The organism is Salinicola sp. RZ23 (assembly GCF_003206675.1).
GTDB classification, from domain to species: Bacteria; Pseudomonadota; Gammaproteobacteria; order Pseudomonadales; family Halomonadaceae; genus Salinicola; species Salinicola endophyticus.
The window spans coordinates 159,191-185,098 of sequence record NZ_PZJK01000001.1 but is presented as its reverse complement, the minus strand read 5'-3'; the positions used below and the strand labels follow the sequence as shown (position 1 = coordinate 185,098).

Genomic DNA, 25,908 nt, shown 5'->3' with positions numbered 1-25,908 from the left:
GACCCACTCTCTCTACGCTCTACGGTCGACGCCTATGCCCGAGTTTTTGCAATTCGCGTTCATGCGCAACGCCTTCGTGGCGACCACGCTGATTGCGCTGATGGGTTCACTGGTGGGCTATTTCGTGGTGCTGCGCCGTCAAGCCTTCGCCTCGCACGCACTGAGCAACATCGGCTTTGCCGGCGCCGCCGGGGCCTCGCTGGCCGGGGTCGACCCCATGCTGGGGCTTTTGGTCTTCGTCATGGGCGCGGCGCTGGTCATGGCCTGGACCGGGCGCGACCTGGGCGAGCGCGATGTCAGCGTGGGCATGATCCTGATGTTCTCGCTCGGGCTCGGCGCGCTCTTCGTCAATCTCTACAGCGCCAACGCCAATGCCGCAATCGGGATTCTCTTCGGCAGCGTCTTCGGTATCGATGCCGGGCAGATTCGCTGGATCGCGATCACCTCGGCGGGCGTACTGCTCGGCCTCGGCGCGATCTTTCGGCCGCTGCGCTTTGCCAGCCTCAACCCGCAGGCGGCACGCGCCCAGGGCATTCCGGTGGCGACCCTCGATACACTCTTTCTGCTGCTGGTGGGTGCCGCGGCGGCCATCGCGGTGCCGGTGATCGGCTCGCTGCTGAGCTTCGCCATCTTCGTCGGCCCCGCCGCCGCGGCCCAGGCCTGGTGTGGCCGTGTCGGTCTGGGGATGGGGCTCACCGCCCTGCTGGCACTGCTGGAATCGCTCGGCGGGCTGCTGCTCTCCTACTACGCCAACCTCCCTGCGTCCTCCTGCATCGCCGCGCTGAGCTTCGGGCTCTATGCGGTGAGCCGCCTGCCCATCCGCGCCCTGCGCGCTTGAGCCGAAGGTGTCAGAACGGGAGCGATAGCGTGAGCGAGCGCGACCGGGCAGCCATGAATACAGGCGCTACCCGGTCGCGTGAATCAGGCAGCGGCGGCGGCAGGGGCGCCGCCGACGCTGGTTCGCGGTGCGTCGTCGTCAGCTCGCGGGAACGCGCGCCGCCTTGCGCTGCCGTGGCTCCGTCATCAACCCTCTGACGATCCCGTAGCAGGCGACCACCAGCACGATGGTGAAGGGTAGCCCTGTCGATACGGCCGCCGCCTGCAGTCCACCGAGCCCGCCGCCCAGCAGCAGGGCGGTGGCGATGGCACCCTCGATCAGACACCAGAACACGCGCTGCGACGTCGGCGCATCGACCTTGCCGCCGGCCGTGATGGAGTCGATCACCAGCGACCCGGAGTCCGAGGAGGTGACGAAGAACACGATCACCAGCACGATACCCAGCACCGAGGTGATGGTGGAGAGCGGGAGCTGGTCCAGCATCACGAACAGCTTGAGTTCGAGCGCCGCGTTCTGCACGCCCTGGAAGCCGTCGACCAGTTGCTGATGAATGGCGGTCTCGCCGAAGGCGGTCATCCACAGAATCGAGACCAGGGTCGGCACCAGCATCACCGAGATCAGGAACTCGCGCACGGTGCGGCCACGGCTGACACGCGCGATGAACATGCCGACGAACGGTGACCAGGAGATCCACCAGGCCCAGTAGACCGCCGTCCAGGCCTGACTGTAGCCTTCGTCCGCACGATCGAACGGCATCGACAGCGCCGGCATGTACTCGAGATAGGAACCGATGTTGGTGAAGAAGTCGGTGGCGATCATCCGTGTCGGGCCGACGATCAAGACGAACAGCAGCAGCAGGAACGCCAGCCCCATGTTGATCATCGACAGCCGCTGCACGCCCTTGTCCAGCCCCGACAGCACCGAGATCAGGGCGATCCCGGTAATGGCGAAGATCAGCAGGGTCATGGTGGTGTTGGTATTGGGGATGCCGAATAGATAGTGAAGACCTGCCGAGGCCTGCGCGGCCCCGAAGCCCAGCGAGGTCGCCAGCCCGAACAGCGTCGAGAACACCGCCAGGATGTCGATGCAGTGCCCCGGCCAACCCCAGATACGCTCACCCAGGATGGGATAGAAGACTGCACGCATGGTCAGCGGCAGCCCCTTGTTGAAGGAGAACAGCGCCAGCGCCAGGGCCACCAGGCTGTACGCCGCCCAGGGGTGCAAACCCCAGTGATAGATGGTCGCGGCCATGCCCAGTGACAGCGCGGCCGCCTCGTCGCCCTTCGCCCCACCGAGCGGGGCATAGGCACTGCCGTTCAGCGAACTGTCGAAGTGAGACATCGGCTCGGAGACGCCGTAGAACACCAGACCAATCCCCATGCCGGCGGCGAACAGCATCGCGAACCAGCCGAAGTAGCTGTAGTCGGGTTTGGCGTCAGGCCCCCCCAGGCGGATCCGCCCCAGCGGCGAGAAGATCAGGCCGATACACACCAGCACGAAGATATCGGCGCCCAGCAGGAAGACCCAGGTCAGGTTGCCCGTGAGCCAGTCACGCACACCATTGAGTACCGGCTCGACCTCGTTCTGGAACGCCAGAACCAGGAATACGAAGGCCAGGATCACCAGCGACGAGACGGTGAACACCTTGCCATGCAGATCGACATTGATCCCGAAGGCTCGGGTCGAGACATTGTCCTGACCGATGACATAGTCGGTATTGATCAGCGTCGTCTCCCCATCGGGGCTGCGAATCCCCTCTCGGCTCCCCGGCTGCGCCGCGTTTTTAGGCTGCTTGGTCATGTCAGGCTCCTCCCGGAAGTGGTCAGCTCGGTGCCGTCGACCACATCACGGCAACACCGATGGAGAGCCATCGACATTGCCTCTCGTCGCCGGAGAGATGGGGTAGTCGCGTTGAAACAGCAAGCGTCGAGATCGACACGGTTCAGGCAGTCGGCACTGACGACAGCGATGTCGGGAGGCGCCGAAAAGGTGACAGCGTTCATAACGATCACTCCTGAGCAAAATCCATTGTTTAATTATATCGTTTTGCTTCATTGACACTTTTTATCGGTTTTTTTCAGCCAAGCCATCCGGTGATCTTGTCGATGCCTTGGCGCATGCGCACTGGGAGAAGCTCGCCGCGCCGATCGAGCGCCGGCGGATCAGGCATCGATCACCACCGCGCCACGGGGGTGAGAGCAGCACGCCAGCACATAGCCGGACTCGATGTCTGCGTCGGTGATACCGCCGTTGTGCACCATATGCACATCTCCCGCCAGCTTCTTGACCTTGCACGAGCCGCAGACCCCGAAGGTGCAGCCCGAGGGAATCAACACACCCGCGGCTTTGGCCGCGCCGAGCAGGGTATCGGTCTCGCTGCAGCGGTGTGTCACCGCCGAGCGCGAGAACGCTATCTCGGCGCGGCTCTCTTCGTCGAGCACCACGCTGTCGGGCACGTCGCTGGTCTCGGGCAGCGGCGCGTCGAAGCTCTCCTGGTGGTAGTGGTTGTCGAGATCGAAGCCGAGCCCTACCAGCGCATCGCGCACCGCCTGCATGAACGGCTCGGGGCCACAGCAGAAGACTTCGCGCTCGAGGTAGTCCGGCGCCATCAGCCCCAGCATGAGCTGGTTGAAGAAACCCTGATAGCCGGTCCAGGGGGCGTAGCGGTCGGTCTGCTCGACCACCCAGCGCAGCTCGATGCCGGTGACGCGCGAGGCGATGTGTTCGAGACGTTCGCGGAAGATGATCTCCGACGGACGCCGGGCACAGTTGACGAAGACGATGTCGGGATCGCGACCCTGATCGTAGAGATAGGTGGTCATCGACATCATCGGCGTGATGCCCGAGCCGGCCGAGATGAACAGGTACTTCCTGGCCGGGGCGTCGCCCAGCGAGAAGCGGCCCGCCGGCCCGATCGCCTTCACGCGCATGCCCGGCTGCAGATGATCGAGCATCCAGCGCGTCCCTACCGAACCTTTCTGCGCCTTGACCGTGATGGTCAGCGACATCGGCCGCGAGGGCGACGAGGAGATGGTGTAGGTGCGATGAACGACGCCCTCGGCGGTCGGCAGCTCCAGGGTCAGGAACTGCCCTGGTAGATAGCGGAAGAGCCCGCCCGAGGGCGCCTGGAAGCAGAAGGTCGCCACATTGGGCGTTTCGGGCAGTACCGAGACGCACTCGAGTGTTTCGCTGTCGTGCCAGAACGTCGGCGGCGTTCCGGAGGCGAGTGCAGTCATCTCAGACCTCCACCGCCCGCAGGCGCGTGCCGCTCACCGGCGTGGCAAGCGCCTCGCAGTACCAATCGACGAACTGCTCCACCCCGTTTTCCTGGATCTGGGAGTAGGGTCCAGGCTCGTAGCCGAGCGAGAGGATGCCGAGCTGGTTGTTCTCGACCACCTGGCGATCCTCGTCGTTGGTGTGCAGCCACACTTCGGTCAGACGATCGAGATCGTAATCGACCCCCTCCACGGCATCCTTGTGTACCAGCCAGGTGGTGGTGACTTCGGTCTCGGTCGCACTGATCGGATTGACGCGAAAGGTCAGCGAATGGTCCGGCAGGTAGTGCGACCACATCGACGGATAGTGGAATTTCAGCAGGGTACCCGGTTCGGCCAGCCCCACGCGCCCCAGCGGACGCTTCACCGCGGGTTTGCCATCCAGGGTGTAGCTGACCGCGCCCTCCTGCAGCGGCATCCGCGCCAGACGATACTGACCGCTGTCGGCAATCTGGAACCGGGACGGTATACCCGCCGCCTCGCAGCGCTCGAAGTGCTGGGCGAGGCGCTCGGGGGTGGAGCCGTCAGGCAATACGCCGGCGACGGCCGGATCGGGGGAGAAGGAGCGGCACAGCGACGGGTGGTTGACGCCGCAGTGGTAGCACTCTCGGTTGTTCTCCCACACCAGTTTCCAGTTGCCCTTCTCGACGATGGTCGAGACATGCGCCACCTTGGCCTGTTCGAGATCGTGGACCTGCAGATAGGGCGCTGCGAGCGCCGCGTAGGCCTCGAAGTCCGGCGCCTGCCGCGCCAGGCAGATGAACACCAGCCCGCACAGCTCGCGACAGTGGATCGGCTTGAGGGCGTGCGCCTCGGGGTCGAAGTCAGCCGGCATGTCGCGCGCCCAGAGCAGGCGGCCATCGAGCTCGTAGGTCCACTGATGGTAGGGGCAGACCAGCTTGGCCAGATGGCCGTCGCCGGGTTGGCACAGGACCGACCCGCGATGGCGGCAGGTGTTGTGAAAGGCGCGAATGACATTGTCCTGACCGCGCACGATCAATACCCCGGCCCCGGCAAAGCGCAGGCTGACATAGCTGCCCGGCTTGGTCAGCTGGCACGCCGGCAGGGCGAAGAGCCACTGCCGCTGGAAGATACGCTCGAGATCGGCTTGAAAGATCTCGTCGTCAACATAGAAGGGCTGTTCGAGCGAGTGGCCGGCGCGTCGCCGAGCGAGCAGCTCGTCCAGTTCGGATGTCGATATTGGCATTGTGGAAGACCCTCGTGTTGGCTCCATCGAGCCCCTGACTTAGGCTTGATGCAGGCGTTTTGAATCTCGAGCCGCGACTGCAGCAGCCACCCTGGCCGGCGGCGCCGGCGGTGCTTAGGAAACGCTGAATCAATCGCCGAACGAGATGAAGGGCAAGGCGCACGGAACGCAGAAGGCGAGACATAACATGGGGTTAGGCGAGCCTTCGAGTACCGCGCAACGCAGTCATTCGCTCGTGCAGGCATTTATGCAGTGGTTCCCTTACAGATCCTTGACCAGACGCAGTGCGTCATAGATCGCCGCATGGGTATTGCGATGCGAGATCGCATCGCCGATACGGAACAGCTGGAAGCCTCCGGCCGTGTCCGCCGGCTTCACGATCGGTTGCGGGTCACCCACGATCAGCTTGTCGTAGTCCACCGCGCCCTGATTGCTCGACAGCGGCTTGAGCGATTCGTAGAGATCGTCCATGGGCAGGGTGCCGAAGTTGGCTACCACCTGGTCGACGCGGCGCTCCTTGCCCACGCGGGTGTAATCGCTCTCCACCGAGGCCACCAGCTCGTCGCCTTCGCGGCGCAGTGCGACCAGGCGGAAGGTCGGCGTGAAGGTCGTATCGAGCACCTGCAGCGTGCGCATGTAGGGCACCAGGTTCATCGCCATCACCTCGGGTGCCAGCGCGCGGTCGGCGGTCATGTATTCGACCCGGGCCCCGCTCTTGGCGATGATCTCGGCGGCCTGCAGCGCGGTGTGATCACCGGCTTCGTCGTAGACCAGCACGTTGCGTCCCGGCTTGACGTGCCCCGAGAGAATGTCCCAGCCGGTCACTGCCAGTTCGTTGCCCTGGGTCAGCGCCTGCTCGTTGGGCAGCCCGCCGGTGGCGACGATGACCACGTCCGGCGACTCGGCGGCCACCTCGTCCTGCTCGGCGAAGACGTTGAAGTGGAAGGTGACCCCCAACGCCTGACAGCGTTCGTAGCGCCAGTCGATGATGCCCATCATCTCGCGCCGACGCTCGCTCTGGGCGGTGAGGCGAATCTGCCCACCCGGGGCGTCGGCGGCCTCGAACACCACCACCTCGTGGCCGCGCTCGGCGGCGACCCGGGCCGCTTCCATCCCCCCCGGGCCGGTTCCCACCACCACCACTTTGCGCCGCGTCACGGCCGGCGCAATGGTGTGCGGCATGCTCGTCTCGCGCCCGGTGGCCGGGTTGTGGATGCAGTAGGCGGCACCGCCCTGATAGATGCGGTCGAGACAGTAGTTGGCGCCGACACAGGGCCGGATCTCCTCCTCGCGCCCCTCGATCACCTTGCGCATCAGGTGCGGATCGGCCATGTGCGCGCGGGTCATGCCGATCATGTCGACCTTGCCCGAGGCGATGGCGTGACGCGCGGTGGCGACGTCCTGAATCTTGGCGCCGTGGAAGGTGGGGAAGTCGACCTCACGCTTGATGTCGCCGGCAAGGTCGAGATGCGGCGCGCTGGGCATGCCCTGGATGGGGATGACGTCAGTGAGGCCGGCATCGGTGTCGATGTGCCCCTTGACCACGTTGAGGAAGTCGATCAGTCCGCTGTTCTTGAGCCGGCGCGAGATCTCCATGCCGTCATTGACGTCGAGACCGCCGGGCAGACACTCGTCGCCGGTGTAGCGCACGCCCAGCAGGAAGTCGTCACCGACCCGGGCACGAATCGCCGAGAGCACCTCGAAGGTGAAGCGCAGGCGATTGTCCAGGCTGCCGCCGTAGGGGCCATCGAGTTCGTTGGTCAGGGGCGACCAGAACTGATCCATGAGATGGCCATAGGCCTGGATCTCGAGACCGTCGAGCCCGGCGACATACATGCGCTCGGCAGCATCGACATAGTCTTGGATCACACGCTCGATATCCCACGGCTCGGCCTTCTTGGGATAGGCCCGGTGGGCGACCTCGCGGTGATGGGAAGCCGATACCACCGGCAGCCAGTCGCCCTTGTCCCAGCGCGTACGCCGTCCCAGGTGGGTGAGCTGGATCATCACCGCCGTGCCGTGCTCGTGACAGGCATCGCTCAGCTCGCGCATCCACGGCACCACCTCGTCCTGGTAGGCGAGGATGTTGTTGAACACCGGCGGGCTATCGCGGGATACCGCCGCCGAGCCGGCGGTCATGGTCAACGCCACACCGGCCTTGGCGCGCTCGACGTGGTAGGCGCGGTAGCGCGCCTTGGGCATACCGTCCTCGGGATAGGCGGGCTCGTGGGACGTCAGCATGACGCGGTTCTTGAGTGTCAGGTTCTTGATCGTCAGCGGCTGCAGCAGGGGATCGTTCTTCACGGTCAGGCACCCTTGTTGTTGTGGGGTTGACACCAAGCTAGCGCTCGCTGTACACCAGTGTCAACTGGGATGACACTGGTGTACACGAATGTCGAAGTCTGATGTTCAAGAGAGGCCGAAAGCGGTGTGCACGCCCGGGCCAGGGTGCTCGTGGCGATCTAAAACACCGGCCTCCGGCCTGCTACGCTCAGCGTCCTGCCCATCGCCACCAAGGACTCATCGTGAAAGACGAACTCGCCAACAACCGTAAGGCCTGGGTCGATGCGGCCTACACGCTGCTGATCGGTGCCGGTGTCGGTGCGGTCAAGATCGTGCCGCTGGCCAAGCAGTTGAAGACCTCGCGAACCAGCTTCTACTGGCTGTTCAAGGATCGCGAGGAGATTCTGGAGGCGCTGCTGGCGCGCTGGGAGGCGCAGAACACGCAGGCCGTCATCACCCAGAGCGAGCGCTACGCGGCGACGATCGTCGAGGCCACGCTCAACGTCTTCGACTGCTGGTTCGACCCGGCGATCTTCGATTCCGAGTTCGAGTACGCCGTGCGCAGCTGGAGCCTGCAGGACCCGGCGGTGGCCACCCGCGTCCAGAGGGCCGACAGCGCACGCCTGGGCGCGCTGAAAGCGATGTTCGCGCGCTTCGGTTATCCCGAGCTGGAAGCCGATACCCGGGCGCGTACCGTCTATCTACTGCAGATCGGTTACATCTCCATGCACATCCAGGAGAGCAAGGACACGCGCATCACTCGGATCGCCGAGTACGTGCGCATCTTTACCGGCCAGCCCTGCACCGAGAGCGATATCGCGCGCTTCGCCGACCGTCATCGCGCGCGCTTTCGCACGTCGGCGACCCCAGCGGCGAAGAGCGCCACATGAGTTTCCCGAAGGTCGACCAGTTCGACACCCGGCGGGCCGTACCTTGGGACGCCGCACCTTAGGACATAGCCGCCGGTATCTGCTGATTCCCATCCCACTCGAGAGGTATACGCATGAAGGTCCTCGTCGGCGTCAAACGGGTCATCGATTACAACGTCAAGGTACGGGTGCGCCCGGATCAGAGCGATGTCGATCTGACCAACACCAAGATGGCCATGAATCCGTTCTGCGAGATCGCGGTGGAGGAGGCGCTGCGACTCAAGGAGCGTGGCGTGGCCAGCGAGATCGTGGCTGTCAGCATCGGCCCCAAGGCGGCTCAGGAGCAGCTGCGCACGGCGCTGGCGCTGGGCGCCGACCGCGCCATCCACATCGAGAGCGAGGAGAGACTGGATTCGCTCGAGGTCGCCCAGGTGCTGGCCCGAATCGTCGCCGAGGAGCAGCCGGGGCTGGTGATCCTGGGCAAGCAGGCGATCGACAGCGACAACAACCAGACCGGACAGATGCTCGCCGCCCTCACCGGCATGGGCCAGGGCACCTTCGCCTCGCGCCTGGAGGTGACGGATGAGGAGGTCCAGGTAACGCGCGAGGTCGACGGCGGCCTGCGCACGCTGGCCTTGCGCCTGCCGGCGGTGATCACCACCGATCTGCGTCTCAACGAGCCGCGCCACGCGCGCCTGCCCGACATCATGAAAGCCAAGAAGAAGCCCATCGATAGCCGTGGGATCGACACCGTCGGCCTCGCCGCCAACGACTATCTGCGCCTCGAGCGAGTCGAGACCCCGGCGGCACGACAGGGGGGCAGCAAGGTCGCCTCGGTCGATGAGCTGGTCGACAAACTCAAACACGAAGCCAAAGTCCTGTGACAGGAGCACCCATGAGCACACTGATCTTGGTAGAGCATCGGGATGGCGCCCTGGCCGCCTCCACCGCCCACGTCATCGCCGCGGCCCGCGCCTTGGGCGGAGAGGTCGACCTGCTGGTGGCCGGTGAAGGGGTCGATGCCGTGGCCGCCGCCGCCGCCCGTCTCGATGGCGTACGTGCGGTCCTCACGGCGGATCATGCGGTCTATGCCCATCAACTGGCGGAGCCGATGGCAGCGCTGATCGTCGCCTGCGTGGACGACTACAGCCACCTGCTCGCAGCCGCCTCCAGCAGCGGCAAGGACATCCTGCCGCGGGTTGCCGCGCTCAAGGGCGTGCCGCAGATATCCGACATCATCGCCATCGAGGCGCCCGACACCTTCAAGCGACCCATCTATGCCGGTAGCGCCATCGCCACGCTGAGCAACCATGCCCCACTCAAGGTGGTGAGCGTGCGCACCAGCGCCTTCGATGCCGTGGCGGAAACCGGCAGCGCCGAGATCCGCGCGCTCGATATCGTGGTCGACAACACGCTGTCCACCTTCGTCGGCGACGAGCTCGCCACTAACAGCGGGCCGGAGCTCGGCAGCGCACGGGTGATCGTATCCGGCGGGCGCGGCCTCGGCAGTAGCGAGAACTTCCAGCTGCTCGACGGCGTCGCCGCCAAGCTCGGGGCGGCCATCGGTGCCTCGCGCGCCGCAGTGGACGCAGGCTACGCCTCCAACGACCTGCAGGTGGGCCAGACCGGCAAGGTGGTGGCGCCGGATCTCTATATCGCCGTGGGCATCAGCGGCGCGATCCAGCACCTCGCCGGGATGAAGGACTCCAAGGTGATCGTGGCGATCAACCAGGACGAAGAGGCACCGATCTTCGGCATCGCCGACTACGGGCTGGTGGGTGACCTGTTCGAGGTGATGCCGGCCCTCGAGAGCCGGTTGTAGCTCTTACTCATCCAGCCCTTACGCATCCAGTCCTTGCGCATCCGGCCCTTGCGCGTGCGGGCCTATCGCGGCGTCGGCGAGGCTCGCCTCGCACGGCCTGGCGAAAGCGCATGACCGGTAGTGACTCGTCGGGCAGAAACAGAAGGCCCACGTAAGCAACGACAACGCCCGACTCTGAAGAGCCGGGCGTCCCTGCGACCTTGGGCGGAGCAAAAGCGCCGTGATCAGGCGGGCTCGGGGGTTTTCTTGTTGTCGCCGAGGGTCACTCCGGGTAGATCGCCGGTCATCGTCTCCTGCGGCTGGTAGTGGATCACCGAGCGGATCGCCTCACCGCGGTGGAGCAGATCGAACGCCGTGTTGATGCGATCGTGTGTCATGTTGTGGGTGATGTAGGGGTCGACATCGAAGCGCCCAGAGAGCCACTCGTCGACCATGCCCGGCAGCTCAGAGCGCCCCAGCACGCCACCGAAGGCGCTACCGCGCCAGACCCGCCCGGTGACCAGCTGGAACGGCCGCGTGGCGATCTCCTCGCCGGCGCCGGCGACGCCGATGATGATGCTCTCGCCCCAGCCCTTGTGGCAGCACTCCAGTGCCGCGCGCATCAGGCGCACGTTGCCGACACACTCGAAGGAGAAGTCGACACCGCCATTGGTCATGTCGATGATCACTTCGTGCAGCGGCTCGGGGTGCTCGTTCGGATTCAGGCACTCGGTGGCGCCCAGCGACTCGGCCAGGGCGAACTTGGCCGGGTTGACGTCGATCCCGATGATCCGCCCCGCGCCCTGCAGCTTGGCACCCTGGATCACCGCCATGCCCACCGCGCCGAGGCCGAAGACAGCGACGGTATCCCCCGGCTGTACCTTGGCGGTGTTGCGCACCGCGCCGATACCGGTGGGCACCGCACAGCCCATCACGCACGCCTTGGACAGCGGCGCCTCGGGGTTGATCTTGGCCACCGCGATCTCCGGCAGCACGGTGTACTCGCTGAAGGTGCTGGTGCCCATGTAGTGGCGCAGCATCTTGCCCTTGTAGGAGAAGCGGCTGGTGCCATCCGGCATCAGCCCCTGCCCCTGGGTCTTGCGAATCGTCTGGCACAGGTTGGTCTTGCCGGACTGGATATAGGGGCAGTTGGGGTCTTCCGGGGTATAGAGCGGGATGATGTGATCGCCTGGCACGACCGAGGTCACACCCTTGCCGATCTCCTCGACGATACCCACGCCCTCGTGCCCCAGCACGCAGGGGAAGAGCCCTTCGGGATCGCGCCCCGAGAGCGTGAACATGTCGGTGTGGCAAAGGCTGGTGGTGACGATTCGGACCAGCACCTCGCCCGCCTTGGGCCCCTCGAGATCGATCTCTTCGATCTCCAGTGGGCGATTCGGCTCCCAGGCAATGGCGGCGCGCGTTTTCATGAGGACCTCCGTCAACGGAAAAGTGAGGCAAGGTCGCAGTGACCCTGAGTCGTGACTGTGAATAGCGACGTTGAGTCGAGACTTGGCGTAGTGACCTTGAAGGCATCATGCCGGCGGGCCGACACGCTACACTCGTGACGATACCGGCATGTTCAATTTAAGATACGTTATAACATAACATTTAGATCGCGCTATCGGTTTCCGACAGAAAGCTTTCCCTCGACGACATTCACTCCTTTTCTGGTCCGCCTACCATGCCCAAGACTGAGACGACCCCGATCCCTGTCACCCTGCTGACCGGCTTTCTCGGCAGCGGCAAGACCACCCTGCTCAATCGTCTGGTCCGCCAGCCCGACATGAACCGCACCCTGGTGATCATCAACGAGTTCGGCGAGATCGGGCTCGATCACCGCCTGTTCAGCGCCACCGACGAGACCGAGGTGGTGGCACTGGAGAGCGGCTGCCTGTGCTGCACCATCCGCGGCGACCTCGCCCGCACGCTGCGCGATGCGCCCTGGCGCTATGCCCGGGAGGGCCGGCGCCAGTTCGACCGCGTGGTGATCGAAACCACCGGACTGGCCGATCCGGCGCCGATCCTGCACACCCTGATGACCGAGCCCAGGCTGGTCGGCCAGTACCGGCTCGACGGCATCGTCACCACCGTCGATGCCGTCCACGGTAGCGCCACCCTCGACCACCACCCGGAAGCGCTCAAGCAGGCCGCGGTGGCCGACCGCCTGCTGCTGACCAAGGCCGACCTGACGCCTCTAGAGGCGCTGGCAGCCCTCGCCCGGCGGCTGGCCGAGATCAATCCGGGGGCCGGCCAGCGCCAGGTGGTCCAGGGCGAGATCGAAGCCAGCGCCTTGACCGGGCTGGGGCTGATGGGGGAAGACGGCACCCGCCCCGATCTCGCCCGCTGGATCGACGCCTACGCCCAGCCACCGAGTCTGGCCGGGCTGGCCTTCAGTGCCGGCCCCACGGCTGCCGGGCCACTGCTCACGCCGGTGGGCAGCGACGCATCCGATCCCGCCCGGGACCCCAACCGCCATGACGACCGCATTCGCGCCCACTGCTTCACCCTGGACGCACCGATCGAACTCGGCCGCTTAGAGGCCTGGCTCGAGCTGATGACAGCGCTGATGGGCGAAAACATGCTGCGCATCAAGGGCATTCTCAACCTCGCCGGGCGCGAGCGCCCCACCGTGATTCACGGCGTGCAGCACATCTTCCACCCGCCGGTGGAGCTCGACGCCTGGCCCGACGAAGACCGCCGCTCGCGACTGGTGTTCATCACCCGGGATATCCCGCGCGAATCGCTGGAGAGCGTGCTGGTGGCAGTCACGTAAAAACGCCCCGCGTCACNNGGTGACGCGGGGCGTCGAGTCCGGCGAGGATCGGGGTTGCCGCAGTTATTCAGGCCAGCGCTGGCGCTACTCCCCGCGAACGCCACCGCGGCAGCGACCCGGCACTGGAGAGCGAGACCGCCAGAATCGACATCAGCACCAGCGCCAGCGCGGGCACCAGCACCGCCCAGGGCGCGCGTTCGATATAGGGCAGGCTCTCGGCCAGCAGCAGCCCCCACTCCGGCGCCGGTGGCCGTGGCCCCAGCCCGAGAAAGCCCAGTGCCGCCAGCGCCAGCGCAGTGCCCGGCAGACGCAGCATGGCGTGGCGAAATACCGGGCCGACCACCGCCGGCAGCAGATAGCGGGTGAGCAGCCGCAGCCGCCCCACGCCGAGTATCGGGGTGATGCGCACGTGCGGCTGGCCCAGCGTCTCGGCCACCAGCGCCGCGGTGTGGGCCGCCAGCGGCGCCCAACTGACCAGGGTGACCGCGATCACCGCACCACTGGCGCTCGGCCCCATCAGGCCGGCGACGATCAGCCCGGCGATCACCGGCGGGGTGGCATTGGTGATCTCGATCGGCCCCGCGGCGAGGCGCGGCATCAGCCCGATCGTCATCCCGAGCAGAAAGCTGATGCCCACCGCCAGCAGCGCCATACCCATGGTCGAGAGCGCGCCCTGGCTCACCCGCGCCAGGATATCGCGACCGATACCGTCGGCCCCCAGCGGCAGTGCCAGGCTCGGCGGTTGCAGCCGCAGATAGGCCGAACTCAGCGGATCGCGCCCCAGCCCTGCGATGATGATCAGTGCGAGCGCCGCTGCCGCGAGGGCAGGTATCAGCCAGCGCCAGCGCCCGGGATGCGCTGGCGCCATCGCCACCGGCACCGCGCCGGCACGCAGCGTGCGCCCCAGCAGCAGTGCCCGGCACAGGTTGGCGCTACCACCGAGCGCGATGGCAATGACGATCAGTATGAGAATACCGGTCTGCAGCGCGGGTAGATCCTGCGCCGAGGCCGCACCCAGGGTGGCCCGCCCGATCCCGGGAATGGAGAACACCTGCTCCACCGCGATCGCACCACCGGTCAGCCCCACCATGACCAGACCCACCTGCGGCAGCAGGCTGGGCAAGGTGCGCTGGATCGCCGCCAGAGCGATACGCCGGCGCGCAAAGCCAGCCACGTGCCAGGTCACCACCCAGCGCTCGGAGAACGCCGCCGTCAGCGCATCGCTGAACAGACGCCCGAGCAGACCACCGCCGGGTAGGCCGAGGGCCACCGCCGGCAGGATCAGATGGCGCCAGTCACCCCAGCCATAGGGCGGCAACCAGCGCAGCCAGGCGGCGAATACCACCAGCAAGAGCGCCGCGAGCAGAAACTCCGGCAGCGCGGTGAGCGCCGCCCCCAGCGCGCCGGAGGTAGGTACCGCCTCACCGGCTAGCCCGCGCTTGAGCGTCGGCAGGCAGATCAACAGGGCGATCACCAGCGCCACCCCCAGCGCAGCCGCCATTAGCGTCAACGAGACCTGCGCTGCCTGCAGCATGCCCGGTAGCACCGGGGTGCCGGAGATCCAGGAGACACCGGCATCGCCATGCGCAAGCCCGCTAAGCCAGTGCCCCAGTTTCTCGAACGGCCCCATGGCGAGGCCGAGCTGGGTACGGATGGCGTCCAGCGCCTCGGCGCTCGGATTCTGCTCACCGGCGCGGGCACGCAGGATGCTGAGTGCCGGATCGCGCCCCGAGAGCCACGGCAGCAGCCCCACCAGCACCACCACGCCGGCCAGCGTCACCAGCCGCGATAGTGTCGGCAGCAGACGCTGCCACGCCTCCCAGCGCCACGCTACCCCGGCAGATCGTGGGATCAGGCTCAGCGGCTGACTAGTGGGCATCGGCTGCCTGAACGAAGTGGGTGTGCTCGTTGATCAGCTCGCGCTCGCGCGGATCACGCACGGCATCGACCACACGGACGGACTCGCCCTGGATCACCCGCTCGTGGAGCATGGGAATCGCAGCATCTGCTTTCAGGATCTCGGCTTCGGCAGCGATGATCGCCTGGCGACGCTCGGGGCCCGGCGGCAGATCGCCGGCCTTGGCCAGCGCCGCATCGATCTTGGGGTCGCACAGCTGGGCGATGTTGAACGAGCCCGCGCAGGAGAAGTCGCTGAACATGTAGGCGACCGGATCGCCGGAGTCGAGCAGGGTCGCCCGCGACAGGATGAAGGCGTCGAACTTGCCCGCCAGCATGTCGGATTCGATGTGCGCGTACTGGCGCACCTCCTGCTGGACATCGAAGCCCGCCGCCTCGAGCTGCTGTTCGAGCAGCACCGCCACTTCCGGCAGCTCGGCACGATCGGTGAAGGTGCCCAGCGTGATGCGGGTCCCGTCCGGCTCGGCAGCTGCGGTGCGCTGGGTCAGCGGCTGGCGCAGCTCGCTCGCCCAGGCCAGTGCCGGGCCCAGCAGCCCTTCGGCGACGTCAGCGCGACCTTCGTAGACGGTGCGCACGATGGCACCACGATCCAGTGCCTCGCGCGCCGCCGCACGCAGGGCCGGATCCTGGAACGGCCCGGAGACGGTATTGAGATAGAGGGTGTTGGTGCGCGGCATCGGCACTTCATGTATCAGCGACGGATCGATCAGCGCCACCTGCGAGACCGGCACCGCCTCGACCACATCCGCCGTACCGGTACGCAGCGCAGCGCCACGGGCGGTGCCATCGGGCACATAGTCGGCATCGATGCCAGCGAGTTCGGCGCGCTCTCCCCAGTAGCCGTCGTAACGCTCGAGGGTGGCACCCTGAATGCCGTTGATCTCGGTGAGTACGAAGGGCCCGGTGCCCGCACGGGTGGGATCGACGTGGCCCGCCTGGGCGTAGGCCCGCTGCGCCATGATCGCCAGCTGCGGGCTGGATAACCGGTTGGGCACCAGCGGGTCGGCATCCGCCGTACGCACGATGACGGCGTTCTCGCCGTCGGCCTCGATGTGCATCTCGACACCGTCGAGAATGCGCGGCTTGGGTACGGCCTGGGTAGCGGCGGTGAGCGAGGCCACCACCTGCCCGGCGGTCAGCGCGGTGCCGTCATGGAAGGTCACGTCCGGGCGGATGGTGAAGCGCCAGGTCTGGGGGTCGAGCTGCTGCCACTCGGTGGCCAGAAACGGCTGGGGGTCGCCATCGGCATCGAGCCGAATCAGCGTCTCGGCGGTGCTCCAGCGCGACAGCTTGAAGGCGTCGTCGGTGAGCGGATTGAGCCCGGAGCGCGGCGGCTGCAGCATGGCGACGCGGAGGCGCTGATCCTGCATCTGCGTCTTCTCGGAAGCCTCGTCACGCGCCGCCGAGGTCTCCTCGTCCTGCCCGCAGCCGGCGAGAAGAGAGAACGACAGCACCATCAGCGGCAGCGTCAGGGCACGCCGCAGCAGGCTGACCGGGTGGCGTGTGGCCGAGGCGCGCCGGGGCGTCGCCAGCATCGAGGAAGCGCGCAGCGTCGCAGCGGTGCCGAAAGTCGCAGTGGCAGGGAAGGTCACGAGGGGATCTCCTGGGTCGTGGGGCGGCGCCCGGCAGCCTCCGAGGGCGGTACGGGCGTGGACAAGGCGGTAGAAAAGGTCGTGGCGGCGCGCAGCAGCGCTGCGGTATGCGCCTGGGCGGGCTGGCGGAACAGTGCCGCCGTGGGGCGATCTTCGATGATCGCACCGGCATCGAGGATCAGCGTGCGCTGGCACAGCCGACACACCACCGAAAGATCGTGGGAGATCAGCAGCAGGGCGATGCCGGCGTCATGATTGAGCGACTTGAGCACCTGGGTGACCTTGGCCTGGACCGGCAGGTCGAGCCCGCTCAGCGGCTCATCCGCCAACAGCAGCCGGGGCCGCACCGCGATCGCCCGGGCGATCGCCACGCGCTGCGCCTGCCCGCCAGAGAGCGACTCGGGGCGCCGCTCGAGAAAGCTGCCATCCAGCCCCACCTGCGCCAGCGCCTCGCTCACCCGGCGCTGGTGATCGCCATCGATGCCCAGATGCACCAGCGGCTCGCGCACCAGCTCACGGACTCGCATACGCGGGTCGAGGGAGGCAGCGGGGTCCTGCGGGATGTACTGCACCACCCGGCGATACCAGCGCAGCGCACGCACCGAGCCGGGCCGGATACGCCGGCCCTGGCACCAGATCTCGCCGCTGTCGGCACGCGCCAGACCCAGCATCAGATTGAGTAGCGTCGACTTGCCCGCCCCGGAGACCCCGGCGAGACCGATCAACTCTCCCGGGCGGATGGCGAAATCCACCGCCTTCAGGACCGGCTGCCGCTCGCGCCGCCAACCCCAACGCCTTGGCCCCGCCACCCAACGGCTCAGCCCACTGACGCGCAGGAGAGAGCCGTCAGCGTTTAAACAAGAGCCATCAGCGTTTAGAGAAGCGCCATCAGAGCTGAGGAGAGAGCCATCAGCGTTTGGAGAAAAGCCATCAGCGTCTGGGCGAACGCCCTCGTCGCGTCTCGCCGGGTGGCTATCGTCGAGGAGACTCATCGCGCCCCCACCACAGCATCGGCGGGGCAGATGTCCGCTGCCGCCAGCATCTCGGGCGTTATCTCGGCGCTGCGCATCGCACCCACCAGCTCGCGGGTGAAGCGCTGCTGAGGTGACGCGACCAGATCCGCCAGCGGGCCACTCTCGATCATCCGCCCCTGCTCCAGGATCACCGCGCGCTGACACAGCCGGCTGGCCGCCCCCATGTCGTGGGAAATGAACAGCAGCGCAGGCTTCCCGGCGCCACCGGTGGTCTCGTGCAGCAGCGTCAGCACCTCTGCCTGGGTCAACGCATCGAGCGCCGTGGTCGGCTCGTCGGCCACGATCAGTGAAGGCTTGCAAGCCAGCGCCAGCGCCACGCAGACCCGCTGGCGCTGGCCACCGGAGAGTTCGGCGGGCGAGCGCGTCAACAGCTCGGTGGCCGCCGTGAGGCGCATGCGCGTCAGCAACTCGGCGGCAGCGGCCCGCGCCGCCCGGCGCGACAGCCCATGGAAGCGCACGAACGGCTCGCTCAACTGGGCGCCCACGCTCACCAGCGGGTTCAGGGCCGCCTGGGTGTTCTGGAACACCATGCCGATGCGCAGCGCTCGCGGGCGCCGCGTCGCCGCCACACCAGCGACCTCATGCGCGCCGAAGCGAATGCTGCCGCCGACGCTTGCCGTGGAGGGGGTGATACCGAGGATCGCCGCCGCGGTGAGCGACTTGCCCGAACCCGAGGGGCCGATCAGACAGACGCGCTCACCGGCGCCGACGGTGAAGTCGAGACCATCCACCACGCGCTGCGCGCCGAGACGCACCGACAGATTGTCCACCCGCAGCACGGGCTCGTTGAGCTCGGACACCACGCCACGCTCCTGCTGGAAAGGTCGAGAAGCGCGAAGTTATAACATAACGATTTGATGGTGCGCCATCGCCGGATTGACGGCTTCGGAGATCGGTCTGCGCGGGGGAGAAGTCAGGCTGTCTGGCGTCAGGGATGATTCGAGGCAACGGCTGGCACGACGGGCCCCGCTGGGCCCGTCGCGTCGGCGTGCTTTATTCCACCGTCACGCTCTTGGCCAGGTTGCGCGGCTGATCCACGTCGGTGCCCTTGAGCACAGCGACATGGTAGGAGAGCAGCTGCAGCGGCAGGGTGTAGAGAATCGGCGCGAGAACTTCGTCGATCTGCGGCACGTGGAGCACGCGCAGATCGTCAGCGGCGGTCAGCCCGACCTGGGCATCGGCGAAGACGAAGAGTTCGCCGCCACGGGCGCGGACCTCCTGCAGGTTCGACTTGAGCTTCTCCAGCAACTCGTCGTTGGGTGCCACCGCGATCACCGGCATGTCGGCGTCGACCAGCGCCAGCGGGCCATGCTTGAGCTCCCCCGCCGGATAGGCCTCGGCGTGGATGTAGGAGATCTCCTTGAGCTTGAGCGCCCCCTCCAGGGCGATCGGGAACTGGGTGCCACGCCCCAGGAACAGCGCATGGTGCTTCTCGGCGAAGGCCTCCGAAAGCTCGGCGATGGGGCCATCCATCTCCAGCGCCTGTTCGAGCAGCGCCGGCAGCCCGCGCAGGGCCTGGACCAGCGCCGTCTCGCGGGCATCGCAACGCTCGCGGCGCAGCGCCAGGGTGAGCAGCAACAGCGCCACCAGCTGGGTGGTGAACGCCTTGGTCGAAGCGACCCCGATCTCCGGGCCGGCCTGGGTCATCAGCGCCAGATCCGATTCGCGGGTCAGCGAACTCCCCGGCACGTTGCAGATCGCCAAGGCGCCGAGATAGCCGGCCGCACGCCCCTTGGCGTAACGTAGCGCCGCCAGGGTGTCGGCGGTCTCCCCGGACTGGGAGAGAGTGACGAAGAGCGTATTCTCCGGCACCACCACTTCGCGGTAGCGATACTCCGAAGCGACTTCGACCGTGGTCGGAATACCGGCGAGCTTCTCCAGCCAGTAGCGCGCCACCAGGCCAGCATGGTAGCTGGTGCCGCAGGCGACGATATGAATCTGCCTGACGCGAGCGAACAGCGCCTTGGCCCCGACGCCGAAACTGCTCTCCAGCACGTGGGAGCCGCTCAGTCGGCCCTCCAGGGTGGCTGCGATCACGGCGGGCTGCTCATGGATCTCCTTGAGCATGAAGTGGCGATACTCGCCGCGGCTGGCGGCGCCGTCGCCATGCTCGAAGGTGTGCACGTCACGCTCGGCCGGCTCGCCGTTAGCGAAGATCTCGATGCCGTGGGCGTCCGACAGGCGCACCACGTCGCCCTCCTGCAGGTAGACGAAGCGGTCTGTGACCTGCAAAAGCGCCAGGGTATCGGAGGCGAGGAAGTTCTCGTCGATCCCCACGCCGACCACCAGCGGGCTGCCCTTGCGCGCGCCGACGATCTCGCGCGGCGCCTCCACGTGCATCACCGCCAGCGCGTAGGCGCCGTCGATCCGGGCCAGGGTCGCCTGCACCGCGGCGAGCAGATCGCCGTGGGCGTCGAAGGCGCGTTCGAGCAGATGCGCCACCACCTCGGTGTCGGTCTCGGAGTCGAACACCACGCCCTCGGCCTCGAGATCGCGCTTGAGCGGTTCATAGTTCTCGATGATGCCGTTGTGCACCAGTGCCAGGCGGCGCCCGGCGACGTGCGGGTGGGCGTTGGCCTCGGAAGGCTTGCCGTGGGTCGCCCAGCGGGTGTGGGCGATACCGATATGCCCCTTGAGGTCATCCTCGGCAAGCTTCTCCTCCAGCGCCGCGACCTTGCCCAGCGCACGCCGACGCGCCAGCGCACCAGCCCTATCCAGCACTGCCATGCCGGCGCTGTCATAACCGCGGTACTCGAGACGCTTGAGCCCTTCCAGCAGGATGCCCTGCACATTGCGCGCTGCCAGCGCGGCGACGATTCCACACATGTCCGATATCCTCGGTGTTATTGGGGCGCGTCGGCGACCACCAGCGTCACGCCCTGGCCCTCGATGGCGGCGGCATCCGCCGCCTCGAGACGCCAGTCGGTCACCAGGGTGTCGATACGAGCCCAGGGAAGTTCCAGATTGGGGATGCGACGGCCGAGCTTGTCGGCCTCTACCATCACCACCACCTCGCGGGCGACCTCCGCCATCACGCGGGTGAGGCCGAAGAGCTCGTTGTAGGTGGTGGTACCGCGGTCGATGTCGATGCCATCGGCACCGACGAAGAGCTGATCGAAGTCATAGGCGCGCAGCACCTGTTCGGCGACCTGCCCCTGAAAGGATTCGGAGTGCGGGTCCCAGGTGCCACCGGTCATCAGCAGCGCCGGCTCGGGTTCGAGCTCGCGCAGGGCACCGGCCACGGCGAGCGAATTGGTCATCACCACCAGCCCACGCAGGCCGCCGAGTTCACCGATCAGCGCCGCCGTGGTGGTGCCGCTGTCGACGATGATGCGGTTGTGCTCGCGGATGCGGGCGCGGGCGGCCCGCGCAATGGCGCGCTTGTGGGGCGAGAGCACCTGTGCCGGTTCGGCGAGCATCTCCTGGGGCAGCGGCGCCGCCCCGCCGTAGCGGCGCAGCAGCAGGCCGCTGCTCTCCAGGGTAGAGAGATCCTTGCGCACCGTGACCTCGGAGATGGCGAAGCGCGACGCCAGCACCTCGACCGGTGTCTCGCCATGGGCATTGACGTAGGCGAGGATGGCGTGACGTCTCTGGGCGGTATCGCGTTTCGGCATTCTTTCACTTCGAAAGATAATTGAGAGCGAATCGAAACTTAAAGCGCGCCCTGTGTCAAGCGAGAGGGCTACGATCCGCCATCTTCCGCGCACGGGCAGCCCGGTCGTCAGCCGATCTGCGATAATGCACGCCGTTTACCGCTCCTCATCTCAGGTCACCCCGCGATGCCTCATCTTTCCTCGCCCACTGCCCTCTGTCGCCGCCATCTCGGCTGGCTCGTCACCGTCGTCACCCTGCTCGGCGTGCTGCTGGGGGGCTGCTCGCGCCCCCCGACGCTTCACAAGCTCGAAGGGGCGGCCGAGGGCACGACCTACCATATCAGCTGGTGGTCGGAGCCCGAGGTCGCCCCCGAAGCGCTCGAAAAGGGGATCGATCAGGCCCTGCAACAGGTCGATCTGTGGATCTCCAACTACCGCGACGACTCGCTGATCGAACGCTTCAACCGCGGCTCCTCCACCCAGTGGCAGACGCTCCCTGCGGATGTCGTGCAGCTGCTGTCGATCGCACGCACGGTGCACCGGGAGTCGCGGGGCTGCTACGACCCCACCATTGCGCCGCTGTTCGACCTGTGGGGCTTTCGCGCGGACCACTTCCAGCCGCCGAGCCAGTCAAGCATCGAAGCGACCCTGGCCAAGGTCGGCTTCGACCATCTGCAGCTCGACCCGACACAGGACCGGGTACGCAAGACGCTACCCGAACTCTCGGTGGACATGTCCTCGATGGGCGAAGGCTACACCCTGTGGCGCCTGCGCCAGGTGCTGGAGGACGCCGGCATCCACGCCTACCTGATCGAGTTCGGTGGCGACATGCTGGCGCGCGGGCGCAAGCCGGACGGCAGCACCTGGAAGGTGGCGATCGAGCGCCCATCGCCGGCGCGCATGGCGGTCGAGCGGGTGTTCGAGATCAGCGCCGAATCCGGGGTGTCGATCAATACCTCAGGCACCTATCACCACTTCTTCGATGAGGCGGGCCATCGCTACTCGCACATCCTCGATGCGCGTACCGGCACGCCGGTGACCCATGATCTGGTCTCCGCCAGTGTGATCGGCAGTGACCCGCGCCTGGGCGACGCCTGGGCCACGGCGATGCTCTGCCTGGGCCAGCAGGCGGGCATGGCGGTGGCGCGGGCCCAGCATCTGGCGGTGCTGTTCATCCAGCAGGATGGCGATGGCAAGCTGCACGAGAGCCAGAGCCCGGCGCTGGCCAACTCCAACCTGGTGAAGGCGCTGCCCTGAGCGGCGTGGCGAGCGGCTCGACTCAGGGCATCGCCACCAGGCGGTAGCCGACCCCCGGTTCGGTCTGGATCAGCCGTGGGGCATCGGGGTCGTCCCCCAGCTTGTGGCGCAGGCGGCTGACGACGATGCGCAGATAGTGGGTGTCGTGGACATGCACCGGCCCCCAGATCTCGGCGAGCAGCTGGTGCTGGGTGACGACCCGATCGGGCTGGCGCGCCAGCATCGCCAGCACGCTGAACTCGCGCGGGGTCAGGTGCAGTGCCTCGCCGTGGCGGGTGACGCGGTGCCCGGCGATATCCAGCGTCAACTCGCCGAGCTGGAGCAGCGCCGGGACAGCGCTGGGCGCGGGTGCGCGCAGCGCCACGCGCACCCGCGCCAGCAACTCCTGGATGCCGAACGGCTTGGTCACGTAGTCGTTGGCGCCGGCATCCAGGGCGGCGACCTTTTCACGCTCGCTGCCGCGGGCCGAGACCACCAGCACCGGCACCTCGCTCTGGGCGCGCAGGGCGTCGAGCACCTCCATGCCATCGACGTCGGGCAGGCCGAGATCGAGCAGTACCAGCGCCGGCGGCTGGCGGTTGAACGCCGCCACCCCGGCGGCACCGGTCTCGCACGCTTCCACCTGGAACCCCTGGGAGCAGAGACTGATGCGTAAAAAGCGTCGAATCTGGCGATCATCCTCGATCACCAGCAGACGCGGCCCAGGCCCCGGGGAAACCTCACTCATGACGACTCTCTCTCTGCCGTTGTCTCGGTCTCGGGCAGTGCCCACAGCGGCAGACGGATCACGATTTCGCTACCGCTGCCCCAATCCGCTGCCCGTGCCACGATCTCGCCGCCATGGGCACCGACCATGCCGCGACAGATGGCCAATCCCAGCCCGCTGCCCTGGGGGCCACGGTCACCATCACCACCGCTGAAGAACATGTCGAAGATGCGCTCGCGCAGCGTCTCCGGGATGCCCGGCCCCTGATCGGCGACACGAATCACGATCCACTCCCCCGCCTGCTCGCCCACCAGCCGCAGCCGCCCACCCGGCGGCGAGAAGCGTGCGGCATTCTCGATCACGTTGATCAGCGCCTGCTCGATCAGCGCCGGATGCACATAGAGCAGCGGCAGTTGGGGGTCGAGGTGACGCTCGATACGCAGCGGCTCGACCACCGTACCCAGGCGCTTGAGCGCCGAGTTGAGGATATCGGCGAGGGCGACCCAGTCGCGCTCAAGCTTGAGCCCGCCGTGCCCGAGCCGGGTCATGTCGAGCAGATTCTGGATATAGCGATTGAGGCGTTCACTCTCGCCGAGCACGCCATCGAGCAGCTCGCGGCGATCGGCTTCCGCCAGTTCGGACCACAGATCGCGCAGCGCGCTGGCGGAGCCGATGATCGCCGCCAGCGGCGTGCGCAGATCGTGGGAGACCGATGAGAGCAGCGCCGAGCGCAGGCGTTCGTTCTCTTCCGCCAGCCTGGCGGCACCGAGCTCCTCGACCAGCCGGGTGCGCGCCAAGGCGGCGCCCAGCTGGTTGACCAGATTGACCACCAGCGCCTCCTCGGCCTCGTCGAGTCCCGCCCCACGGTCGCCCAGAGCCAGCCCCAGCACCGCCGGCACAACCCCCTCGCCCGCGCCCTGTTCGACGATCGGCACGAAGCGCCAGCGCTGCGCGGCCAGGGTCTGGGTGCCATGGCCGCTGGGACGGGCGTGGCGCTGACTCCAGTGCGCCGCCTGCAGGGTCGGGGCGTCGAGCACGATGGCCCCGGGGTACGAGGCGCTGACCCGCGGCGGCGCCTCGGCCTCGGGGCTGTCGACGAACACGCACGGCAACTCGAGCTGGTCCGCCAGCACCTTGACCGCGATGCTGCGTACCCGATCGCGATCCGCCGCCGCGGCCAGGGCGCGCGAGATCGACAGCATCTCCTGGATCTGATGGCGGCTCTGGCGCAACAGCAGCAGCTGGCGCCGTACCTTGCCGGCGAGCTGCCCGGCCACCGCAGCGACCAGGCAGAAGACGAGCAGCGTGAGCACCTGGTCCTGATGGATCATGGCCAGGCTGAAGCGGGGCTCGGTGAACAGGAAGTTGTAGACCAGCGCGCTCAGTGCCACCGCCAGCATCGCCGCGCGGGTCCCCGCCTTGAGCGCGCTGACCAGTACCGCGGCGAGGAACACCAGCGACAGGTTGGCCAGGTCGAGCAGACTCGACAGCGCCGCCGCGACAACCGCCGCCAGGGCCACGCTGACCAGCGGCCACACCCCCTCGCGCCACCGCGGCCAGCGCCACTCTCGCTTACGCCGAGGCGGTGCAGCGGGCGCCTCGGCGAGCAGGATCAGATCGAACGGCGGCCGGCGGGCCAGCAGGCGGCCGACCAGTGGCGCCTGCCACCAGTGCCACTTGCGTGGCGTGCGCCCGAGCATCAGCGTAGTGACGTTGTGGCGCGCAGCGTATTCGAGCAGCTCGGCCAGGGGGTCATCGCCACGCAGGGTCTCCCAGCGGCCACCGAGCTGTTCGCTCTGCTGGCGCAGCGTACCCGCTTCACCGGCCGCCGCGGCGTCGAGCTCGCGCAGCGGTGTCACCAGCACCACCGCCCACGGTGCCTGGTGGCGCTGCGCCCAGCGGCTGGCGGCGCGCAGCAGCGCCTGGTCGCCACGCCGCCCCTCCACCGCCACCAGCAGCCGCGCGCGCACCGGCCAGGGCCCGGCGACGCCGCCGGCGTCCATCACCCGGCGCACGTCGCTGTCGAGCCGCTCCGCCATCACCTGCAGCGCCAACTCGCGCAGCGCGGTCAGGTTACCCGGCGAGAAGTAGCGCGCCAGCGCCGCACGGGCCTGCTCCGGTACATAGACCTTGCCCTGCTTGAGCCGCTCGATCAGCTCCTGCGGGGTGAGGTCGATCAAAGACAGATCGCGGGCCCGGGCGATCAGCGCATCGGGCACGGTCTCGCGCATGCGCACGCCGGTGATCCGCGCGACATCGTCATTGAGCCGCTCGACGTGCTGGACGTTGAGCGTGGTCCACACCTCGATGCCCGCATCGAGCAGCTCCTCGATATCCTGCCAGCGCCGCGCGTGGCGCCCCCCGGGGATGTTGCGATGGGCCAGCTCGTCGACCAACAGGATCGCCGGGCGCCGGGCCAGCGCCGCGTCGAGGTCGAACTCGGGATAGCCGCGCCCGCGGTAGTCCCGCGTTATCGGCGCCAGGCGCTCGAGCCCGGCGCACAGCTGCTCGGTCTCGGCGCGCCCATGTGCCTCGATGACACCGAGCACCACCTCCTCGCCACGGTCGTGACGCTCGCGGGCGGTATGCAGCATGGCGCTGGTCTTGCCCACCCCCGGCGCCGCGCCCAGAAAGATGCGCAGCGCACCGCCGCTACGGGTGGTGGCCAGCAACGCATCCGGGTCCGGACGCGGGGGATCTTGGGTGTGATTCACGCAGGGCTCCGACAGGGGCGGCACGCGGCATACGGGCAGACGCCCG

19 protein-coding genes are annotated in these 25,908 nt (G+C 67.3%); 6 read left to right on the top strand and 13 right to left on the bottom strand.

Annotated features, from left to right (window positions below; all coding sequences use genetic code 11):
* Positions 1-34 precede the first annotated feature (34 nt).
* Positions 35-838, top strand: a complete 804-nt coding sequence (locus DOM67_RS00790; RefSeq protein ID WP_110673768.1) for a metal ABC transporter permease — start codon at positions 35-37, stop codon at positions 836-838.
* Positions 839-976: 138 nt separating this feature from the next.
* On the opposite strand, the gene DOM67_RS00785 is transcribed toward DOM67_RS00790, so the two are convergent.
* The 4 genes from DOM67_RS00785 to DOM67_RS00770 all read right to left on the bottom strand — a co-directional run bounded on the left by DOM67_RS00785 (position 977) and on the right by DOM67_RS00770 (position 7,624).
* On the bottom strand, positions 977-2,638 hold the full coding sequence (locus tag DOM67_RS00785) for a BCCT family transporter (protein WP_110673767.1): 1,662 nt from the start codon (positions 2,636-2,638) through the stop codon (positions 977-979).
* A gap of 362 nt (positions 2,639-3,000) precedes the next feature.
* Positions 3,001-4,074 carry a hybrid-cluster NAD(P)-dependent oxidoreductase gene (locus DOM67_RS00780; protein ID WP_110673766.1) on the bottom strand — a complete coding sequence of 358 codons (1,074 nt, stop codon included), beginning with the start codon at positions 4,072-4,074 and terminating at the stop codon, positions 3,001-3,003.
* A gap of 1 nt (position 4,075) precedes the next feature.
* Positions 4,076-5,320 carry an aromatic ring-hydroxylating dioxygenase subunit alpha gene (locus tag DOM67_RS00775; protein WP_110673765.1) on the bottom strand — a complete coding sequence of 415 codons (1,245 nt, stop codon included), beginning with the start codon at positions 5,318-5,320 and terminating at the stop codon, positions 4,076-4,078.
* 261 nt (positions 5,321-5,581) lie between these two features.
* A complete protein-coding gene (locus DOM67_RS00770; RefSeq protein WP_110673764.1) occupies positions 5,582-7,624 on the bottom strand; it encodes an NADH:flavin oxidoreductase in 2,043 nt (680 codons plus the stop codon).
* 221 nt (positions 7,625-7,845) lie between these two features.
* Here DOM67_RS00770 and DOM67_RS00765 point away from each other — a divergent pair, with 221 nt between their 5' ends.
* The 3 genes from DOM67_RS00765 (at position 7,846) to DOM67_RS00755 (ending at position 10,294) form a co-directional block, all read left to right on the top strand.
* Positions 7,846-8,493 (top strand): TetR/AcrR family transcriptional regulator, encoded by a 648-nt coding sequence (locus DOM67_RS00765; protein ID WP_198651690.1) that lies wholly within the window; start codon positions 7,846-7,848, stop codon positions 8,491-8,493.
* Positions 8,494-8,606: 113 nt separating this feature from the next.
* A complete protein-coding gene (locus DOM67_RS00760; protein WP_110673762.1) occupies positions 8,607-9,356 on the top strand; it encodes an electron transfer flavoprotein subunit beta/FixA family protein in 750 nt (249 codons plus the stop codon).
* Positions 9,357-9,367: 11 nt separating this feature from the next.
* Positions 9,368-10,294, top strand: coding sequence for an FAD-binding protein (locus DOM67_RS00755; RefSeq protein ID WP_110673761.1), 927 nt, complete (start codon positions 9,368-9,370; stop codon positions 10,292-10,294).
* A gap of 224 nt (positions 10,295-10,518) precedes the next feature.
* Here the strand turns inward: DOM67_RS00755 and DOM67_RS00750 are convergent, their stop codons facing one another.
* Positions 10,519-11,703, bottom strand: a complete 1,185-nt coding sequence (locus tag DOM67_RS00750) for an S-(hydroxymethyl)glutathione dehydrogenase/class III alcohol dehydrogenase (RefSeq protein WP_110673760.1) — start codon at positions 11,701-11,703, stop codon at positions 10,519-10,521.
* Positions 11,704-11,957: 254 nt separating this feature from the next.
* On the opposite strand from DOM67_RS00750, the gene DOM67_RS00745 reads away from it, so the two are divergent.
* On the top strand, positions 11,958-13,049 hold the full coding sequence (locus DOM67_RS00745) for a GTP-binding protein (protein WP_110673759.1): 1,092 nt from the start codon (positions 11,958-11,960) through the stop codon (positions 13,047-13,049).
* 67 nt (positions 13,050-13,116) lie between these two features.
* On the opposite strand, the gene DOM67_RS00740 is transcribed toward DOM67_RS00745, so the two are convergent.
* The 6 genes from DOM67_RS00740 to DOM67_RS00715 all read right to left on the bottom strand — a co-directional run bounded on the left by DOM67_RS00740 (position 13,117) and on the right by DOM67_RS00715 (position 21,206).
* Complete coding sequence (locus tag DOM67_RS00740) at positions 13,117-14,928, bottom strand: ABC transporter permease subunit (protein ID WP_110673758.1); 1,812 nt, start codon at positions 14,926-14,928, stop codon at positions 13,117-13,119.
* Entirely contained in the window at positions 14,918-16,558 is a 1,641-nt protein-coding gene (locus tag DOM67_RS00735) for an ABC transporter substrate-binding protein (RefSeq protein ID WP_232825089.1), read from the bottom strand. The genes DOM67_RS00740 and DOM67_RS00735 overlap by 11 nt, the downstream gene beginning before the upstream one ends.
* Positions 16,555-17,310 (bottom strand): dipeptide/oligopeptide/nickel ABC transporter ATP-binding protein, encoded by a 756-nt coding sequence (locus tag DOM67_RS00730; protein ID WP_232825088.1) that lies wholly within the window; start codon positions 17,308-17,310, stop codon positions 16,555-16,557. The genes DOM67_RS00735 and DOM67_RS00730 overlap by 4 nt, the downstream gene beginning before the upstream one ends.
* 236 nt (positions 17,311-17,546) lie before the next feature.
* On the bottom strand, positions 17,547-18,392 hold the full coding sequence (locus DOM67_RS00725; RefSeq protein ID WP_232825087.1) for an ABC transporter ATP-binding protein: 846 nt from the start codon (positions 18,390-18,392) through the stop codon (positions 17,547-17,549).
* A gap of 193 nt (positions 18,393-18,585) precedes the next feature.
* Positions 18,586-20,418: a glutamine--fructose-6-phosphate transaminase (isomerizing) gene (gene glmS / locus DOM67_RS00720; protein ID WP_110673756.1), complete on the bottom strand. Its 1,833-nt coding sequence runs from the start codon at positions 20,416-20,418 to the stop codon at positions 18,586-18,588.
* Positions 20,419-20,435: 17 nt separating this feature from the next.
* Positions 20,436-21,206 carry a DeoR family transcriptional regulator gene (locus DOM67_RS00715; RefSeq protein ID WP_110673755.1) on the bottom strand — a complete coding sequence of 257 codons (771 nt, stop codon included), beginning with the start codon at positions 21,204-21,206 and terminating at the stop codon, positions 20,436-20,438.
* A 165-nt stretch (positions 21,207-21,371) separates the two neighbouring features.
* Here DOM67_RS00715 and DOM67_RS00710 point away from each other — a divergent pair, with 165 nt between their 5' ends.
* Entirely contained in the window at positions 21,372-22,442 is a 1,071-nt protein-coding gene (locus tag DOM67_RS00710) for an FAD:protein FMN transferase (RefSeq protein WP_110673754.1), read from the top strand.
* Positions 22,443-22,464: 22 nt separating this feature from the next.
* On the opposite strand, the gene DOM67_RS00705 is transcribed toward DOM67_RS00710, so the two are convergent.
* A complete protein-coding gene (locus tag DOM67_RS00705; RefSeq protein WP_110673753.1) occupies positions 22,465-23,169 on the bottom strand; it encodes a response regulator transcription factor in 705 nt (234 codons plus the stop codon).
* Positions 23,166-25,862: a sensor histidine kinase KdpD gene (locus DOM67_RS00700; protein ID WP_232825086.1), complete on the bottom strand. Its 2,697-nt coding sequence runs from the start codon at positions 25,860-25,862 to the stop codon at positions 23,166-23,168. The genes DOM67_RS00705 and DOM67_RS00700 overlap by 4 nt, the downstream gene beginning before the upstream one ends.
* Positions 25,863-25,908 lie beyond the last annotated feature (46 nt).

Bases quoted from the DNA above. Each gene is read 5' to 3' on its own strand.
- DOM67_RS00790 (WP_110673768.1), top strand. From the start codon at position 35: ATGCCCGAGTTTTTGCAATTCGCGTTCATGCGCAACGCCTTCGTGGCG.
- DOM67_RS00785 (WP_110673767.1), bottom strand. From the start codon at position 2,638: ATGACCAAGCAGCCTAAAAACGCGGCGCAGCCGGGGAGCCGAGAGGGG.
- DOM67_RS00780 (WP_110673766.1), bottom strand. From the start codon at position 4,074: ATGACTGCACTCGCCTCCGGAACGCCGCCGACGTTCTGGCACGACAGC.
- DOM67_RS00775 (WP_110673765.1), bottom strand. From the start codon at position 5,320: ATGCCAATATCGACATCCGAACTGGACGAGCTGCTCGCTCGGCGACGC.
- DOM67_RS00760 (WP_110673762.1), top strand. From the start codon at position 8,607: ATGAAGGTCCTCGTCGGCGTCAAACGGGTCATCGATTACAACGTCAAG.
- DOM67_RS00755 (WP_110673761.1), top strand. From the start codon at position 9,368: ATGAGCACACTGATCTTGGTAGAGCATCGGGATGGCGCCCTGGCCGCC.
- DOM67_RS00750 (WP_110673760.1), bottom strand. From the start codon at position 11,703: ATGAAAACGCGCGCCGCCATTGCCTGGGAGCCGAATCGCCCACTGGAG.
- DOM67_RS00745 (WP_110673759.1), top strand. From the start codon at position 11,958: ATGCCCAAGACTGAGACGACCCCGATCCCTGTCACCCTGCTGACCGGC.
- DOM67_RS00740 (WP_110673758.1), bottom strand. From the start codon at position 14,928: ATGCCCACTAGTCAGCCGCTGAGCCTGATCCCACGATCTGCCGGGGTA.
- glmS (WP_110673756.1), bottom strand. From the start codon at position 20,418: ATGTGTGGAATCGTCGCCGCGCTGGCAGCGCGCAATGTGCAGGGCATC.
- DOM67_RS00715 (WP_110673755.1), bottom strand. From the start codon at position 21,206: ATGCCGAAACGCGATACCGCCCAGAGACGTCACGCCATCCTCGCCTAC.
- DOM67_RS00710 (WP_110673754.1), top strand. From the start codon at position 21,372: ATGCCTCATCTTTCCTCGCCCACTGCCCTCTGTCGCCGCCATCTCGGC.
- DOM67_RS00705 (WP_110673753.1), bottom strand. From the start codon at position 23,169: ATGAGTGAGGTTTCCCCGGGGCCTGGGCCGCGTCTGCTGGTGATCGAG.